Consider the following 17256-nt stretch of genomic DNA (forward strand, 5'->3'; position numbering starts at 1 on the left):
TCTGTGTTACCTTCGCTCTTGGATGATGTATAGTTCTTCAGCACCTTTGTTGTAAGCGTATTGAGCTTTTCGTCTGTGCTCTCTGAACACTGTTCAAGAAGATTTGCAACAAATGCAGCGTCTGCTGATATTGACATATTATGGTCAATTATAAGCTTTGATCCAGTGATTATCATACCTCGGAAGCTCTTAACATTCTCATCAAATCTTACATTACCACCGGCAATTATAATTCCCTGGAATGATCCATCTCCATTGTTTGGCTGGAGCTTAACATCACCAGAATTGATAACTATGGTTTTAGCCTCATTATCTGTTGCATTTCCAATTGTCTTCTCAATTGAAAGGTTTTTGCTGAACACATACGCCAAATCAACGTAGTGGTTTAAAGGAGTGATACTGTAATCATATGAATATGTATCTCTATCCTTATCATATGAGCTTAAATATCCTACCGATGAGGAAGTGTAATTAGCTATTTCCCACGCATTCTGTGTACGCTTTGTTTTATCATCCACATTGTTAAGAACCGACAGATGATCCTTCATATTAATATACATATATGAAAGGAATGTGCTTGTCTGTTCTTCGTCACTTGCAGTTCCTGAACCAGCAAGCTTAAGTGCATCCGCCTTGAGATCATTAAATGCCTTTTTATTGTTGTCTGTGCCCTTGTTTCCAAGAATATTAGTAAACACCTTGCCTGTTGAAACATTATCAAGAGCTGTAGCCACATCCATTGTGGTAGTTGTGGATGCTCTCAGGAACAGCGAATCATCGTTATTCTGATCTGTGACAGCACCACTTGCATTTATCTTGCCCTCTGCCGGAAGAACCAGCTTAACCTGGAACTGCTCGTACTTCTGTACATTATAAAGCTTGCTGCTTATCTCATCGCCATAATCCTGGAGAAGCTTATAATATTTCTTCAGCAAATTTCTCTGCATTGCTTACATTGGATGAATCCTTTCCATCCTCAATATACAGATAATAATAATCATGTCCTGAAACAGTCTGCTTAATAGCTGTTACGCCCTTTTCTCCTTCTGTAGCAAGATCCTTGAGGAAATCATCATACAGATCAAGTATGTTCGCATCTGCCTCAAATGTCTTTGGGAACTGAAGTGTAACTGTAGTGATTCCTGTGTCAGGGTCAACCTTCTCAGTGTTGTTCACTACAGACCACTGGGTAAGGAACATAAGGAGATACGCAAGTGTGCATGATATCTGCAAGGTGCAGAATCTAAGGCATACACAGTAAAGAATAAAGTTTACTTTGAAACAGTCGTTGGTTGTTAGATGGGGTTAGGTTACTAGCTTTCTGTGTGAAATTCTGAAGGTACAAAATAAAAGTACCGAGAAAATTTAACGCTGCAACAGGTGTTAAATTTTTTCTGTATATAGGGGATTGGTCAAATGGTATGATAGGGGTCTCCAAAACCTTTGGTGGGAGTTCGATTCTCTCATCCCCTGCTAAAAAGCCTTGAAAACTCAGTGTTTCAAGGCTTTATTTATATTAGTGGGAAGGAAAATGGCAAACTATGAAAAAGGAGAATGAACCACATTAATATAAAGGCAGTTCTATATATTTTATAGTGACTTTGGTGGAAAAATATGTAAAATATTATAATATAAAGTAAAGAGAAGAAGGGATTAATATGTATTACAATGATGTGCTTGATCTGATAGGGAATACCCCGCTTATGTGTCTGAAAAAGTCGACAGGATACAATATATTTGCCAAGGCGGAATTCCTTAATCCTGGTGGAAGTATTAAAGACAGGATCGCAAAAAACATGCTGGAGGTTGCAGAGAGTGAGGGAAAACTCAAGCCGGGAATGACTATTATAGAGCCTACGAGCGGTAATACCGGAATAGGGCTTGCACTCTGTGGTGTTCAGAAAGGTTATAAAGTGATAATTGTGATGCCAGAGAATATGAGTGAGGAGCGAAAGAAGGTTATCAGGGCATTTGGTGCTGAGCTGGTACTTACGGATCCGGTTCTAAGCATCGGTGGTGCTGTTGATAAGGCAAATGAGATAGCAGAATCTGATCCAGAGAAGTATTTCATGCCGCAGCAGTTTGTCAATCAGGCAAATCCAGATGCGCATTATCGCACAACAGCAGTTGAGATGTGTGAACAGCTTGGTCAGAAGATAGACATATATGTGTCTGGTGTTGGAAGTGGAGGTACTCTCCAAGGTATAGCTAAATATCTGTTGGAGAAAAATCCAGATACGAAGATTGTTGCCGTTGAGCCTAAGGGAGTGTCAGCGCTACATGGAGATGGCCCGGGAATCCATCAGATACAGGGAATAGGAGATGGATTTATACCGGATGTCCTGGATACATCACTGGTAACAGATGTGGTGGAAGTGGCGGATAAGGATGCCATTGAGATGGCGAGACGACTTGCCAAAGAACAGGGACTTCTTGTAGGTACGTCATCCGGTGCAAATGTATGGGCAGCTATGCAGATGGCAGAGAAGTATGGTAGGGATAAGGTTATAGCTACAATTATGGCGGACAGGGCTGAAAGATATTTCAGTGTAGGTTTATTATAAAATAGGAAATAAATTTATTTAGGGACATTTTCAAGAGATGCTATGTATAGTACAGTGGAAATGTCTCTATTTTATTGATTTAAATGTGTTATTTGAAAGAACGCAAAATATAAAACATGTAAGTATAAAGGAGAAAAAGAGATGGATATAAATGGGAAGATGGCGGGAAAAAATGTGGTTAGCGAGGCACTTGCTGCATCGAGGGAATACGAAACTCAGAATGAAATAGATAAGAATGAGCGACCGTTGTTTCATGTGACTCCGCCTGTCGGTTGGATGAATGATCCGAATGGATTTTCTGTGTATAATGGTAAGGTGCATTTGTTTTACCAGTATCATCCGTACAGTACGGAATGGGGACCTATGCATTGGGGGCATCAGGTCAGTGTCGATTTGATAAGATGGGAGCAGCTTCCTGTGGCGATTGCACCTGATACGATATATGATGCCGAGGGCTGTTTCTCAGGTACGGCCATTGAAAAAGATGGAGAGCATGTCCTGATATATACCAGTGTTATGAAAAATCCCGACGGTGATGGGGTATTGCAGAACCAGAGCATAGCGGTTGGTGATGGCGTTACATATAAAAAAATACAGAATAACCCGGTGGTGACTGGAGATATGCTGCCGGAGGGATTGAGCAGAGCGGATTTCAGAGATCCGAAGGCATGGCTTGAGGAAGGCAGATACTATATGGCTGCAGGCTGTGTGAATCAGGATAATAAGGGGCTTGTGGTATTACTTTCGAGCGCTGATATGGAAAGCTGGACATTTGAGAGTATCCTTGCACGGAATGAAGGTGATCTGGGCGGCATATGGGAATGCCCTGATTTCTTCAAATTAGACGATCATCATGTACTTCTCGTATCGCCTACGGGAATGAAAGCAGAGCGATATGAATTCCACAATGGAAATAATTCTATCTATTTTGTTGGAGAATTTGATAAAGGTGAGAAGAAATTTGACGGTGGAGAGCCATTATCACTTGATTATGGAACAGATTTCTACGCGCCTCAGACTACACTTTTGCCGGATGGCAGAAGGATAATGATAGCGTGGATGCAGTCGTGGCATAATCTGTGGATACCCGGTGGACAGAAGTGGCAGGGAATGATGACGATTCCGAGGGAGATATCTCTGAAAAATGGACGCTTGATACAGAAGCCAGTTAGAGAGATAGAGAAGTATCATGCTAATATGGTCAGGTACTCAGATAAAGTAGTGAGTGGACGGCGTAGTCTGGAAGGTATAAGTGGAAGAAGTCTGGATGTGACATTTGTAATCACTGGAAACAAATACAGCAGATTTACCGTGGATCTGGCAAAGGGAAGCGGATATTATACTCGATTTATATATGACAGAGAAAATAATATAATAGAGATGGACAGGACATTTGCCGGATTTGAGAAAGATGTGGTGTGTATCAGAAGGGCCTGCGTGAAATCAGCAGAATGTTACGGGGATGTCAAAGGAAAGGTTGATGAACAGCAGGAGGCTCAAGATAGTATAAAGCTCAGATTTATACTGGACAGGAATTCGATAGAGCTGTTTGTAAATGATGGAGCTATGACAATGAGCACGGCGATATATACACCTATTGAAGCGGATGGAATAGAGCTGTTATGTGAGGGACAGGCAGTCGTGGATGTGGAGAAGTATGATATAATTTAACAAAAGATGATCTTGCTCAATTGTTTAGTTGTTGCACTGCCAGGCATCAGTCTGGCGGTTCTCCAGGTTTCAGGTGCCTCCGTTCCAACATTGAGATGACAAGGAAAGTTGTCAAAAGTTATTGACAACTTTCCTTGTCATTTGTTATACTCCATTGTAAAAGAAATGACAACTATAGTTGTCATTTTGCATATATAATTTATATATGGGCTGAATTGGAACTGGGATTTCAGTTGGTGAAAATTAAATGGAGTTGTGAGGATATGAGGGAAAAGCAAGGTGTAAATAAAAAGGACAATCTAAGTGAAAATGGCATGGATAAAGGTAATAAGAAATCTACCTGTGAAACACTACAAGCTATGTTTGAGGGCATGATCGTCTCCCAACCAGTGGACAAATTGAAGACGCAGGTCAAGGGGTATTCCGTGACAATGATCACAGAGAGAATGTTAAAGAAGAACAAGCTGGGGGATGTTATTGCTGAGATCTGTGATATGACTGAGCTTGAGCGCGAAATCCGCCAAGGTCTGGAAAATGGACTCCCTGTGTATGGTTTCTTCAGAAACAAGCAGATGTGGAGCTGCTTTATCTTTGATAAAGAAGATATTGCCAGGAGTGAGTTGACGCCTGAACCTGAAAGTGGCAAGGATGTACTCAGTATATACAAGCTTAGAAAGTATTACATTCATCCTGAGGTGGAGGATCTGGCAGATGACATGATGGAGGCTGCACATGGCAATATGTATCAGAAAGTGATAGATGTATTTGGCGATGATAAGAGTGATGGATTTTTATTGAAGGATAAAATATATGTGTGTAAGCGTGATAAATCCACTGGCGCACCGTTTGGAATTCTAATTGGTGTTGCACTTGGTATAGTGTACGGAATGCTGTTTGACAATCTTGCCCTTGGCATATCAATTGGATTCTGCTTTGGAATAAGCTTTTCTATGATATGGGGAACATCCACACACAGGTACGTACAGCATGGGCTGGCAGACAGAGCAGAAGCTGAAGATGCGGACAATGTAATAAAAGGATTGGGCTCTGATGGAGAGGACGGCATAAACAGATAATGGACCTGATTATGATGACAATACAGATTAACAAGCTGGAGGTGATATAGATGCCGCTGTACAACAAGCTGAAGGAATACAGGGCTAAGCTGGGGGTAAACCAGCAGGAGATGGGTGTACTGGTGCAGACATCAAGGCAGACGATAAGCCAGATAGAGAGGGGCGACTACAGCCCATCGGTGACACTGGCACTGAAGATCGCGAAGGTATGTGGTGTCAGCGTGGAGGATATATTCCAATACGAGGATGATAAGGAATGATTCCTGACATATGGATAAGGTCGTGTTAATTCATAGAATGAAAAGAGGATATGAGATGAAGGATACTGATAAAAAAGTGAACAAGAAAAGTAATCTGAAGATATATATAATATTTGCGGTCATGATCCTGGCAAGTCTGCTGGGAGGTTTCCTGGCGGGAAGGCTTGCCGCGGTGAACAAGGACACATTGGATGGAATCAACTGGGATCATATATGGTGGATAACAGCTGATACGCTGCCTATAGTATATGGTGTGCTCATGCTGGCGACGTTTGTGGTGTCATTTGTCATGTATGGGAAGATAAAGAGGATGATCAGAGGCTGGGACGGAGAGGACGAGGATGTGATAGTGGATATAGAGAGTCGGATCACGACTGCCTCATATCTCCCGTGTGTCATCGTGTTCGTTGGACTTGTGTTGTTTCCGGTGTGTATATACGCTGTGGACAGGACGTACAGTGATGGGCGTGGCACATTCCTGACAGTGCTGTCTGAGCTCGTATTTCTGATATCTATGGCACTGTATTGTGTGGTTGAAAAGCTTGTCATCGATGAAGAGAAGAAGCTTAACCCGGAGAAAAGCGGAAATATATTCGATATGCATTTTCGCCGTGACTGGGAGAACACATCGGACGAGGCTGAGCTTATCATGATAGCCAAATCCTCCAAGAAGGGATTTATGACTGGAATTAAGGCAGGATTTGTCATGTGGATACTTACGTTTATGAGTATGTTTGCATTTGACACAGGCGTGATGCCAATAGTGGCTGTTGGACTTGTGTTGATTGTAATGTATGTGGCTTATTGCAGAGAGTTTGTGAGACTACAGAAATAAAATAAATATATGTGATATAATGGCGGATGGCTGTATGACAATTGCAGGGCATTCGCCTTTTATTGTATGACACGGTCCTGAGATTTTTCATTGCCATACATATATATAAATGACCAGAAGGCAGAAAAATATAAAAAAATAGAGATGTAGGAATAGAGCTGTACTATTTTGGACAATAATATCTATGCGATGGGATGAATTTTAATCGAAAGGAGTATTGCTATGATATTAAAGGAAAAAGAGAGAACAGTTATCCAGGATCTTCAGACACAGGAGAAGTCCTGTGTGGAGAAATATGGAAGATATGCGGAGCAGGCGAAGGATCCTGAGCTTAAGAATCTGTTCCAGACTATACAGAAGGAAGAGCAGAAGCACTATGATTCACTTACCCAGGTGCTTGACGGACAGGTTCCACAGTGTGACTGCAATGACAGCGATGGAAAAGATTATGAGCCAAAGCAGACATACAAGATGATGGACGATTCCGAGGATAAGAAGAATGATGAGTTCCTTGCAACAGACTGTATTGGAACAGAGAAGCTTGTGTCAGGCGAGTACAATGGAGAGATATTTGCATTTGGCGAGAGCGCGGTGAGAAAGCTTCTGGCGGATATACAGATCGAGGAGCAGAATCATGCGGAGATGCTCTACAAGTATAAGGTCGCAAATGGAATGGTGTAGGGAAAAGCTTACACAAGGGAGCATAAATTGTAAGGAGGATATGTATCACATGTGGTATATATCCTCTTTTTTGTTGCAATGATTCGTTAAAGCAGCTAGTGAAAACTCTTTGTTTTGAATTGAGGTTTTATGCGGGGATGTATTCACAAAACGGATGACAAAATGTAGAATGTTATTATACATTCTGGAAAAAAGATAGCTAAATTTTAATAGGATGTATATAGGCAGGGATAACATTTTCAGAGAGGAGAATGTGACGTGAAAAGAAAATTTTACAGTGTACTGTATGTAGCAATATTTGCATTGCTGATGTCCGGGTGCAGTATGTCAGAAATTGCGGATGGCAGCAGGTCCGCGGTAAAGGGATATGAGAAGGAGACTGTAGAAGATACCTCAGAATCAGAGAATACCACAGTTGCGGAGAAAAAAGATAACACCGGCAACATGTCACCTGAAAGCAGTGCGGCAGCATCTGAGAATATTGCAGATCAGCAGGCTTCGAGCATGGAGATTGCTGATATTCCCATATATTCGGGAGAGGCATATTGTGAGATAAATGGCAATGTGCCTTATTTCAGTGAGGATGAGATGGTGACGGAGGCATTTGAGAATTACAGCGACCTGGACTTTCTTGGAAGATGTGGAGTTGCCTATGCCAATATCTGTAAGGAGATTATGCCAACGGAGGAGCGCGGCGAGATAGGTATGATAAAGCCTTCAGGGTGGCATACAGTTAAATACAATGATCGTATAGACGGCAATTATCTGTATAATCGCTGCCATCTGATCGGATATCAGCTTGCCGGGGAGAATGCAAATGAAAAGAATCTGATAACTGGAACCAGATATCTGAATGTCACTGGCATGCTGCCATTTGAAAATGAGGTAGCTGATTATGTGGAAAGTACTGGAAATCATGTGCTTTACAGGGTTACACCTGTATACGATGGAGACAATCTGGTTGCGTCCGGAGTGCAGATGGAGGCGGAGTCCGTGGAGGATAAAGGCGCAGGAGTAAGTTTCAATGTGTATGTGTACAATGTACAGCCAGGCGTGATAATCGACTATGCTACAGGGGACAGCGAAGCGGATCCGGATTATGTGGTGCCGGGAGAGAATGCCAGCACTAAAGTATCAGAGGAAAAAGGAGATGATGACCAGACAGCAGAAGCTGGAATGATCGGAGAAACTCAGGATACGGAGTCAGATATTGGCAGTGATACATCGGAGATCCAGAAGGAGTCTGCGGATGAGGATACATACATAGTCAACACCAACACCGGTAAGTTTCATAAGCCATCATGCAGGAGTGTGAAACAGATGAAGGAAGTGAATAAATCTGAGAGAACGACCACAAGGGACGAGCTTATATCTGAGGGATATGAACCTTGTAAGAACTGCAATCCGTAGTTGAATTTGGCGGTGAATTCTGTTATACCCAAACCAAATTAGGAATAGGCGAGATCGCATCAGTCACGGCAAATACCATGGAGAATCTGGGAGATGTGGCTACGAGAGTAGTCATGCTTACGACTCAGGGACTTCTCGAGACATCCATGATCATACTCATGATCCTGCTCTGCGACTGGAGGATCGCGCTGGTATCACTTGCAGGAGTTGCCATATTCCTTGTGATAAATACTGTGATGCAGAATGCCGGCAAGCAGACGAAGAGACTCAATGCGGCAAATGAAGCCTGCGTCAGGGCAAATGTAGTGCTCGGACTTGACACAATGGATATAGATGGAAAGGAACTCAATCCTGAAAATCACGATATAGAGGTTAAGAATATAGAGTTCTCTTACGACAAGAGAAAGATAATAGACGGAATCTCACTCACCATACCGGAGAAGACAACGACGGCGATCGTCGGACCATCTGGCGGTGGAAAGACAACCCTGTGCAATCTGATCGCTAGATTCTGGGATGTGGATTTGGGTGAGATAACCCATGAAGAGGTTGTGGAGGCTGCAAATGTTGACCCTGAGAACGAGAAGGAGCTTACTCTTGCAGTGGACGCTCTGACAAAGGAGAAGACGATCATCATGATCGCCCATAGACTCAAGACCGTAAGACATGCGGATCAGATAGTAGTGGTGGATCGGGGAAGAATAGCCCAGAAGGGAACCCACGAGGAGCTCATGAAGCAGGATGGAATCTATAGAAGATTTGTAGACTCACGAGAGCTGGCGGTGAGCTGGAAGATATAAGTGAAATGTATCCTGTGAAACACAGAAGACAGATGTCAGATAATCGACACCTGTCTTTTGCTTTGGGATATTAGTTATCAGTTCGCAGCCTACTCAAAATCGTCCTCATCATAATCGCAGTCGCAGTTACAGCCGCCATCGCTGCAGTTGCCGTTGTATGAGCCAAATGTCTGGCTCTTTCTAGGAGAGCAGAGCATTCCGAGTACAAGTCCTGTGAGGAATGTGCAGATAGCGAAAAGCACGGCCTCTCTTGTTGAGTAGTCTTTATCCTTTACGACAACAGTGAATTTGTTCCATCCGTCTTTGATAGTTTTCATTGGTTTCATTGAAATCCCTCCTGATCATATTATATTGATAAATCCTGAATCAGGGAAAATCCCCCATCTGTAATGAATTTCCCTGAACAGTTAATTACATGATACATCAACATCACACATCAGTCCACCCCTGGGCAGGAGACTTAAGAACAAAATGAGATTTGTGGAAGTCGATCAGCCCATCAGTCTTCATCCTGCCAAGTTCAGTAGACAGTCCACTGCGGTCCACGGACAGAAAGTCAGCGAGCTGCTGTCTGGAAAATGGTATATCAAATTCGTTGCTGCCATGTCTGTGCATCTCCGATGACAGGTAGGAGAGCAACTTATCCCTGGTTGTTTTCTGGCTCATGTGCTTTGATTTTTCGCCGAGCCTCAGGTTCTTGCCGGCGAGATCGCACAGGAGATTTCTTATCATCTGATTATGTCTGCCACATGTTACCGGGCAGGTGGTGAGCATTTTTTGAACATTCAGAAACAATACAGAACTTGCAGCTTCAGCATATACGTTGACGTCGAGTACGGAGCCAGGGGTACAGGCATATGATTCCGCAAACGTGTGTCCGGGCAGGATGGCAGACATGACGCTTCGACCACCCCAGTAATCCTCCTGGATGACTATCGCTTTGCCTGTAAGCAGCAATCCTATATATTCTGTTGTGTTGCCAGCCATGAGAATACACTCATTTTTTTGGTATTTTTTGATGATTGCACCCAGACAGTCCAGTACGGAGTCAACGTCATCAGCGGTGATACTGGAAAAAAGACTGGATTTCAATAATGTGTCCATGTATTTGTTCATATTACCTCTTAGTGGGGACGCTTCTTTTGTCACAAGGATTGTCCCTGAAAAGTATAACATTTTTATGTTGAAAATTCAACATACACAAATGTTCTGACTGAATATAATGACGTTAAAAGCAGGAAAAAGATTGGAGGAAATATATATGATAAGAAGAGTTATACAGATAGACGAGGACAAGTGTAATGGATGTGGAGCCTGTGCAAATGCGTGCCATGAGGGTGCTATAGGCATGGTAAACGGCAAAGCAAAGCTGCTCAGAGACGATTATTGTGATGGACTTGGCGACTGCCTGCCGTCGTGTCCTACAGGAGCCATAACATTTGTGGAGAGAGAGGCGGCTGCGTATGATGAGGCGGCAGTCATGGCAAACAAACAGGCAAGACTCGATGCAGAAAAATCCAGAAATATGGTTGGCTCAGGAGTGATGCATGAAAAAAGTCCGGCACACTCCGGTTGCCCTGGTTCCATGGCGAGAAGCATATTCAGGAGACCGGCAGCAGCTTCAGGTGAAGCAGTACAGGCAAGCTCATATGAACAGGCAGCAGTAGAATGCGTACAGAATACAACTGATAAAACAGTCAATCAGCAGGCGGGTGACATATATAATTATGAGCGCCCGAGCCAGCTCACACAGTGGCCGGTGCAGATCAAACTTGCCCCGGTAAATGCGCCATACTTTGATGGTGCAAAGTTGCTTATAGCGGCGGACTGTACAGCCTATGCCTATGCATCGTTCCACGAGAAATTCATAAAGGGACATGTGACTCTGATCGGCTGTCCGAAACTTGACAGTGTCGATTATTCAGAGAAACTTACAGAGATTATCAGGCGAAATGACATACAAAGTGTTACAATAGTCCGTATGGAGGTTCCTTGTTGTGGAGGACTGGAGATGGCTGCGAAGAAGGCACTTCAGGACAGCGGCAAGTTTATCCCATGGCAGGTTGCAACAATATCAATAGATGGAAGAATTCTTGACTGACATTCTCTTCACAGCACCATGAAAGGTAAAGACAATGGAAGATAAAATAAGAATTACAACTGAGACAGGCAGTCGTCTGGTCGGTGCTCTGATAGGGCTGGTGAGAGCCACTGATGGGATGATGCATGTGACTGATGATACAAATAACATAATAATAGAAGGTTTGCACATGTCTGATATTGCTCTTGGCATCTCTGATGCAGACATGAAGGCGATGATCGCAAGGGTGCATGCTGATAAGCATACAATTGTCCCTGACTGCAGTGTATGCGGTGCACCATGTGGCAGGACTGCAGATTATGACTGGGAGAGCGTGTACAGAGAAGAACGGACAGAGCACGAGGAAGGCAATAGAGATGGCAATGTGGCAGAGCCTTCTGTCATATCGGACGTGCGGATAGACATACTTTCCACACTTCAGAAGATATCCCACAGAGTGATCTCCGGGGAGATCAACGCAGATGGCGAGGTGAACTTCAGTGTGTGCAGGGCAGTATTTGCACTGGGGGAGAACTGGAGTGACGGCGAGCTTGAGAGAGTAGAGCGTGAGCTTGAAGATTTGTCAACCAACAACAGTATGTAACAATGGCACACAAAAATATAATACTTGAAAATAACAAGGCTTGGCGCATCACAGATGGAATGAAAGTGGTGCGCCTGTTAAAATTAATAAGAAAATACTTCATACTACAGGTATAAAGCCATTGCAAATACAATTATTCGGGAGTACAATAATCGGACGCATCAAATTAAATGATGAAAGAGATAATAACAGGAAAAGGTAACAAAAATGGGAAGTGCTGCTACGGGCTTTGTAAAAAATAATAAAAAGGTGACATGGAAAGAATTTGCCAGAATGCTGGCTGTGCTTGCTGTGCCTATTGCGATGCAGAATCTGCTGGCGACCACCGCTAGTATGGTTGATACCATCATGATAGGAAGTGAGGGCGAGATCGCCGTTGCGGCGGTTGGCGTGTGTGCACAGATAGGATCACTTTTGTTTTCAACATATTGGGGATTTGTCAGCTGCTCCCTTCTGTTCATGTCTCAATACTGGGGTGCCAAGGATCCAGAGGGAATGAACAAGGCATTTGGTCTGGCGATCATATGTGCGGGAATATTTGGAATAGCATTTGCGGTGGTGACTGTGGTTGCACCGGGGTGGATACTTGGAATATATACAGATAAAGTAGAGATCATAGCACTTGCGAAGCCATATATGAGAATAGTTGGATGGTCTTATCCGCTTCAGGTATTTGCCGCAATAATTACAGCACTCCTTAAGTCAACGGAGAGGGTGAAGGTGCCACTGGTATGCTCGGTCATCTCACTTTTACTCAACTTTTGTATAAATTTTGTGTTGATCTATGGTAAATTTGGTGCTCCCAAGATGGGAGTTGCTGGTGCGGCTATAGGTACACTGGTGTCTGGTATCGTGAACATAGCGCTGCTCATTCTGTATCTTGCAAAGAGCAGGCATGAGATAAAGTTCAGTGCGCGAAAGGCATTTGATATTGATATGGGATTTGTGAAGTCCTATGCGTCCAAGGCATTCCCGATCGTATGCAACGAGATCCTCTATGGCGTGGGCCAGATGATAATCAACGTTGTCATGGGACATCAGAGTGATTCCGCCATAGCCGCCATGGCTGCATTCCGTGTATGTGAAGGGTTTGTATATGCATTCTTTGGTGGTCTGGCAAATGCGTCCAGCGTTGCCGTGGGAAATGAAGTTGGCGCGGGTAATCTGGACAGGGGACTTTCCTATGCCAAGAGAGCTGCACTGGTATGTCCTGCCATCACATTCACAATTGTGCTCATCACGATGCTGCTGCACAATCCGCTGTTTGGATTGTTTGGACTCGGGGCTGAGGCGATGATGTACACAAAGTATATGCTTATAATATATCTGTTCTTCGGAGCAGTCAGAACATGCTGCTATATACAGAACGAGTGCTTCCGTGCAGGCGGTGAGGCCATCGTTGGAACAGTTATGGAGATCAGTGGACTGATGTTGTTTTCGGTCCCGGCTACATGGGTAGCAGGAATGGTGCTCAAGCTGCCATTCCTCGCAGTGTTCTCATTTGTTTACACGGATGAACTTCTGAGATTTGTCATACTGACACCGTACTTGTTAAAAGGAAGGTGGATCAAACCTATGACGGGACCTGGTCGCGCGGCACTTGATGAGTTCAGGGGCAGGATGAAGCGAAATAAGCATAGAGCGCGATAATCTATGGGGACGGAGAGGTCAGGTACCTCCGTCCCCTGTTTTGAAAAAGGAGAAAATAATATGCTGCAAATAAAAAATCTCACAAAGAGATATGGAGATAAGTTGGCGGTGGACAATCTAAGCCTACATATAATGCCGGGGGAGATATATGGTTTCATCGGACACAACGGGGCAGGTAAGACAACCACTATAAAAGCGTGTACAGGGATCCTGAATTTTGAGGAGGGAGATATCCTTATAGATGGTGTGTCCATAAAGGAAAAACCGCTGGAATGCAAGAAACAGATGGCATATATTCCTGACAATCCAGATATGTATGATTTTATGACCGGAATCGGATATTTGAATTTTATAGCAGATATATTTGACGTGCCGGAGGAAGTCAGGGACGAGCTCATAGACAAATATGCTGACGCATTTGAGATAAAAGACAACCTAGGACAGCTGATATCCGAGTATTCCCATGGTATGAAGCAGAAACTGGCAATCATATCAGCATGGATACATGAACCGAAACTTGTCATCATGGATGAACCGTTTGTCGGACTCGATCCAAAGGCTTCCCATATACTCAAGCAGATGATGAGAAAAATGTGTGATGACGGAGGGGCGATATTCTTCTCCACACATGTATTGGAAGTCGCAGAAAAGCTGTGCGATAAAGTGGCGATCATAAAAGGCGGACGACTGGTGAAGGCGGGCATAATGGAGCAGGTGAAGGGAGACGAGTCACTTGAATCCGTGTTCCTTGATCTGGAGGGTGAGTCATGATAAGGATATTGATGAAGAAACAGCTTAAGATGCTGTTCAGTGGATTTTTCGTTGACCGGAAGACTGGAAAGTCCAGACCCAAAGGCGCTGTGGTATGTGGAATAGTCATATATATCGCGCTCATACTCGGCTGCATGGGCAGCATGTTTGGCAGCGTGGCATACTCGATGTGTGCTCAGCTCTGCGCCGTGGGACTAGACTGGATGTATATGGCTATGATGGCTATGATGTCCCTTGCCATAGGTATATTTGGAAGCGTGTTCAATACATATGCGAGCTTGTATCAGGCAAAAGACAATGACCTGATGCTGTCACTGCCAATACCGGTCAGAGCTATACTGTTTTCCAGACTGGCAGGAGTGTATGTCATGGGCGCGATATTTGCGGCAACAGCCATGGTTCCGGGAATAATAGTATATGGGATAGTGGCGCATCCGGGTATAGGTGCTGTGATTTCAGCGGTCATAGTGATGATCCTCCTGACATTTGTCGTTCTGGTACTTTCGTGCATACTTGGCTGGGTAGTGGGGAAGATAGGCAATAAGACCAGAAATAAGAGCTTTGTGACAGTTGTATTGTCACTGGCATTTATAGCCGCATATTATGCTGTATACATGAATGCAAATAAGCTGCTCTCAAAGATCCTGGCAAATAGCGGAGAATACAGTGCAAAGATAAAAGGTGCTGCATATCCGCTCTATTCAATTGGCCGTGCGGCTACAGGAGATGGATTGCAGCTGGCGTTTGTGGCAGCAGGCACATTGATCATCTCTCTTGCAGTGTGGCTGGTACTTGAGAGAACATTCATCGGAATCGTGACGACAAAAGCCGGACATACCAAAAGGAAGAATATAATAAAAGCTGCAAAGGCGCAGAGCCAGGATGCAGCACTTCTTCAGAAAGAGTTCAAAAGACTGGCAGCATCTGCCGTATATATGCTCAACTGTTCCCTGGGGACATTGATAATGATCGCTATGGCAGTGGTTTGTCTTGTTAAAGGACAGTATGTAGTAAATATGATTACGAAAACTCCCGGACTACCGGATGGTGTACTTATAATTGGGGCGTGTATAGCCGTATGTGCCGCCGCGTCGATGAATGATCTGACTGCACCATCGATATCTCTGGAGGGAAAGAATCTTTGGATCGTGCGTTCGCTTCCAGTTACATCGTGGCAGATACTTAGGGCAAAACTGAGGATGCATGTGATACTTACCCTGATTCCGGCGCTGATCCTTGATATAGTGATGCTTGTTTTTGTGACACCATCACTTGTAGATGGCGTGATGATGTTACTGATACCATGTCTTTATGTGTGCCTGACTGCATACATAGGGCTTGCAGTCAATCTCAAGATGCCAAAGCTTGACTGGACGTCGGAAGCATCAGTCGTGAAGCAGAGCATGGGTGTACTTGTTGCTCTTTTATCTAATTTTGTGTATATTATAGTACTTGTAGCAGGATACGTAGCCTTCGGAAGCCTGACTGGATCGACATTATATCTTATAATAAGCGCAGTGTTGACAGCTGTCATTGCCGCGTTGTTCAGGATATGGCTGAAGAGACGCGGGGTGCAGGTGTTTGAGGCACTTTAGCGGTCTGCGATGATGATCCCAGGGCTGTACTCTGCACGGGAGCTGGAGACTGCGGTTGTAAGACAGTGTAGATTATAGATAGCAGTATAAATTATAGATAGAATTATAGATAGAGTTATAGATAGAAAGAAGTTTTAGGATTAAATATGGCAGAAGTAAATAACTTAGAAACAGACATGAGCAGTCAGCAGAAAGCTGAACTGGACAAAGAGAAAAGCAAAGAAGAGAAGAAAGAGGCAAAAAGAGCAAAAAGGCAGCACTACAGGGAACTGAATGAGCCGCCAAAGCTCACCGTTCTCGAGGAGGTGGGAAATGCTGTTACCCACGGAATAGGAGCAGGACTTGCCATAGCCGGCTTTGTCCTTCTTCTCCTGAAGTCAGACACAGGACTCAAAGTGATGGCATCGTGTTTTTATGGAATATCACTGATATTGATGTTTCTCATGAGCTGTCTGTATCACTCATACAAATCCGGGCTGGCAGTCAAGCGGCTCTGGAGAAGATTTGACTATTCCTCGATATATCTGCTGATAGGAGGAACATTTGCTCCACTGTACCTTGTGTACTGGGGAAATGTGCTTGGAATAGTGTTGTTCTGTGTGCAGTGGGCACTTATCATAGCGGGGATCACCATCATATGTGTGTTCGGACCGGGCAGGTTCAGACCGATACACTATACGCTGTACTTCGTTATCGGATGGAGTGCTATCATGTTCATTCCGGGCTGGTTCAGAAATGACAAGCCGCTTCTGGGATGGATCGTGGGCGGTGGTATTGTCTATACGCTTGGCATGATTCCATTTGTGAAGGACACCAAGGGGGCGCACTTTATCTGGCATATCTTTGTGATGCTGGGGGCCGCGCTGCATTGGTTTGGGATGTACCTTTATGTGTATTGAGGACGGACGAAAAACTGCTCTCCAGACATAATAAGCCGTGTGCCTGTATTCTGAATCACACTAATCTTCCGCCACTTCAGCTTGCTTATATTTGCACTGCGCTCTGCGCACGATAAGGGCGTTTGTGCGCGCCGCTCCGGCAATAAGCGCTGAAGTTCAGTCGATTACGCTATCGATTCAGAATACAGGCACGCGGCTTATTATAATATCTGGAGAGCAGTTTTTCTGTTACCGATAGAAGTTTATTGCTTATATTGGATTCGATTTACGAGTAATTATATTTGCGGTTGATTGCAGCCATAAAGAATGGTATCTTTTAGGCAGATATAAACATGATGAGTAAATATTATAATACGAGGA

Annotated in this window: 17 protein-coding genes, 1 tRNA gene and 1 pseudogene; 15 read left to right on the top strand and 4 right to left on the bottom strand. The window is 43.9% G+C overall.

Translation table 11 applies throughout. The annotated features are described in order from the left end of the window. Together CCU_RS03410 and CCU_RS03415 are read right to left on the bottom strand one after the other, a co-directional pair. Positions 1–935 (bottom strand): hypothetical protein (locus tag CCU_RS03410; protein WP_208895957.1); only part of this gene is annotated, 935 nt, incomplete at its 3' end. Further along, the gene (locus tag CCU_RS03415; protein WP_208895958.1) at positions 916–1176 is read right to left on the bottom strand and encodes a hypothetical protein; all 261 of its coding nucleotides are present in this window, start codon (positions 1174–1176) and stop codon (positions 916–918) included. The genes CCU_RS03415 and CCU_RS03410, both read right to left, overlap by 20 nt. 226 nt (positions 1177–1402) lie before the next feature. On the opposite strand from CCU_RS03415, the gene CCU_RS03420 reads away from it, so the two are divergent. The 9 genes and pseudogenes from CCU_RS03420 to CCU_RS03460 all read left to right on the top strand — a co-directional run. Beyond that, positions 1403–1473: transfer RNA gene (locus tag CCU_RS03420), tRNA-Trp, on the top strand. 185 nt (positions 1474–1658) lie between these two features. Beyond that, positions 1659–2564 (top strand): cysteine synthase A, encoded by a 906-nt coding sequence (gene cysK, locus CCU_RS03425; RefSeq protein ID WP_015533570.1) that lies wholly within the window; start codon positions 1659–1661, stop codon positions 2562–2564. Positions 2565–2705: 141 nt separating this feature from the next. Continuing rightward, entirely contained in the window at positions 2706–4235 is a 1530-nt protein-coding gene (locus tag CCU_RS03430; protein WP_015533571.1) for a glycoside hydrolase family 32 protein, read from the top strand. Positions 4236–4498: 263 nt separating this feature from the next. Beyond that, on the top strand, positions 4499–5311 hold the full coding sequence (locus tag CCU_RS03435; protein ID WP_173795910.1) for a hypothetical protein: 813 nt from the start codon (positions 4499–4501) through the stop codon (positions 5309–5311). Between the two features lie 50 nt (positions 5312–5361). After that, positions 5362–5571, top strand: coding sequence for a helix-turn-helix transcriptional regulator (locus tag CCU_RS03440; RefSeq protein WP_015533574.1), 210 nt, complete (start codon positions 5362–5364; stop codon positions 5569–5571). Positions 5572–5626: 55 nt separating this feature from the next. Beyond that, positions 5627–6406 carry a DUF3169 family protein gene (locus CCU_RS03445; protein ID WP_015533575.1) on the top strand — a complete coding sequence of 260 codons (780 nt, stop codon included), beginning with the start codon at positions 5627–5629 and terminating at the stop codon, positions 6404–6406. Positions 6407–6628: 222 nt separating this feature from the next. Continuing rightward, a complete protein-coding gene (locus CCU_RS03450) occupies positions 6629–7087 on the top strand; it encodes a ferritin-like domain-containing protein (protein WP_015533576.1) in 459 nt (152 codons plus the stop codon). Positions 7088–7345: 258 nt separating this feature from the next. Next, positions 7346–8497, top strand: a complete 1152-nt coding sequence (locus CCU_RS03455) for a DNA/RNA non-specific endonuclease (RefSeq protein WP_243440843.1) — start codon at positions 7346–7348, stop codon at positions 8495–8497. A gap of 62 nt (positions 8498–8559) precedes the next feature. Next, a pseudogene (locus CCU_RS03460) lies at positions 8560–9297 on the top strand (ATP-binding cassette domain-containing protein); the annotation flags it as partial. Between the two features lie 89 nt (positions 9298–9386). Here the strand turns inward: CCU_RS03460 and CCU_RS03465 are convergent. Further along, complete coding sequence (locus CCU_RS03465) at positions 9387–9623, bottom strand: hypothetical protein (protein WP_015533578.1); 237 nt, start codon at positions 9621–9623, stop codon at positions 9387–9389. Positions 9624–9726: 103 nt separating this feature from the next. Continuing rightward, positions 9727–10413, bottom strand: a complete 687-nt coding sequence (locus CCU_RS03470; RefSeq protein ID WP_015533579.1) for a Crp/Fnr family transcriptional regulator — start codon at positions 10411–10413, stop codon at positions 9727–9729. A 145-nt stretch (positions 10414–10558) separates the two neighbouring features. Here CCU_RS03470 and CCU_RS03475 point away from each other — a divergent pair, with 145 nt between their 5' ends. From CCU_RS03475 to trhA, 6 genes are all read left to right on the top strand, one after another. Beyond that, complete coding sequence (locus CCU_RS03475) at positions 10559–11398, top strand: ATP-binding protein (RefSeq protein WP_015533580.1); 840 nt, start codon at positions 10559–10561, stop codon at positions 11396–11398. A gap of 34 nt (positions 11399–11432) precedes the next feature. Beyond that, a complete protein-coding gene (locus CCU_RS03480; protein WP_015533581.1) occupies positions 11433–11981 on the top strand; it encodes a hypothetical protein in 549 nt (182 codons plus the stop codon). Positions 11982–12188: 207 nt separating this feature from the next. Further along, positions 12189–13631: an MATE family efflux transporter gene (locus tag CCU_RS03485; RefSeq protein ID WP_015533582.1), complete on the top strand. Its 1443-nt coding sequence runs from the start codon at positions 12189–12191 to the stop codon at positions 13629–13631. Between the two features lie 60 nt (positions 13632–13691). Then, positions 13692–14402, top strand: a complete 711-nt coding sequence (locus CCU_RS03490; RefSeq protein ID WP_015533583.1) for an ABC transporter ATP-binding protein — start codon at positions 13692–13694, stop codon at positions 14400–14402. Continuing rightward, entirely contained in the window at positions 14399–15997 is a 1599-nt protein-coding gene (locus tag CCU_RS03495) for a putative ABC transporter permease subunit (RefSeq protein WP_015533584.1), read from the top strand. Before CCU_RS03490 ends, CCU_RS03495 begins: the two co-directional genes overlap by 4 nt. A 146-nt stretch (positions 15998–16143) precedes the next feature. Further along, the gene (gene trhA, locus CCU_RS03500; RefSeq protein ID WP_015533585.1) at positions 16144–16896 is read left to right on the top strand and encodes a PAQR family membrane homeostasis protein TrhA; all 753 of its coding nucleotides are present in this window, start codon (positions 16144–16146) and stop codon (positions 16894–16896) included. The last annotated feature ends 360 nt before the right edge of the window (positions 16897–17256 follow it).

The organism is Coprococcus sp. ART55/1, from assembly GCF_000210595.1.
Taxonomy (GTDB): domain Bacteria; phylum Bacillota; class Clostridia; order Lachnospirales; family Lachnospiraceae; genus Coprococcus; species Coprococcus aceti.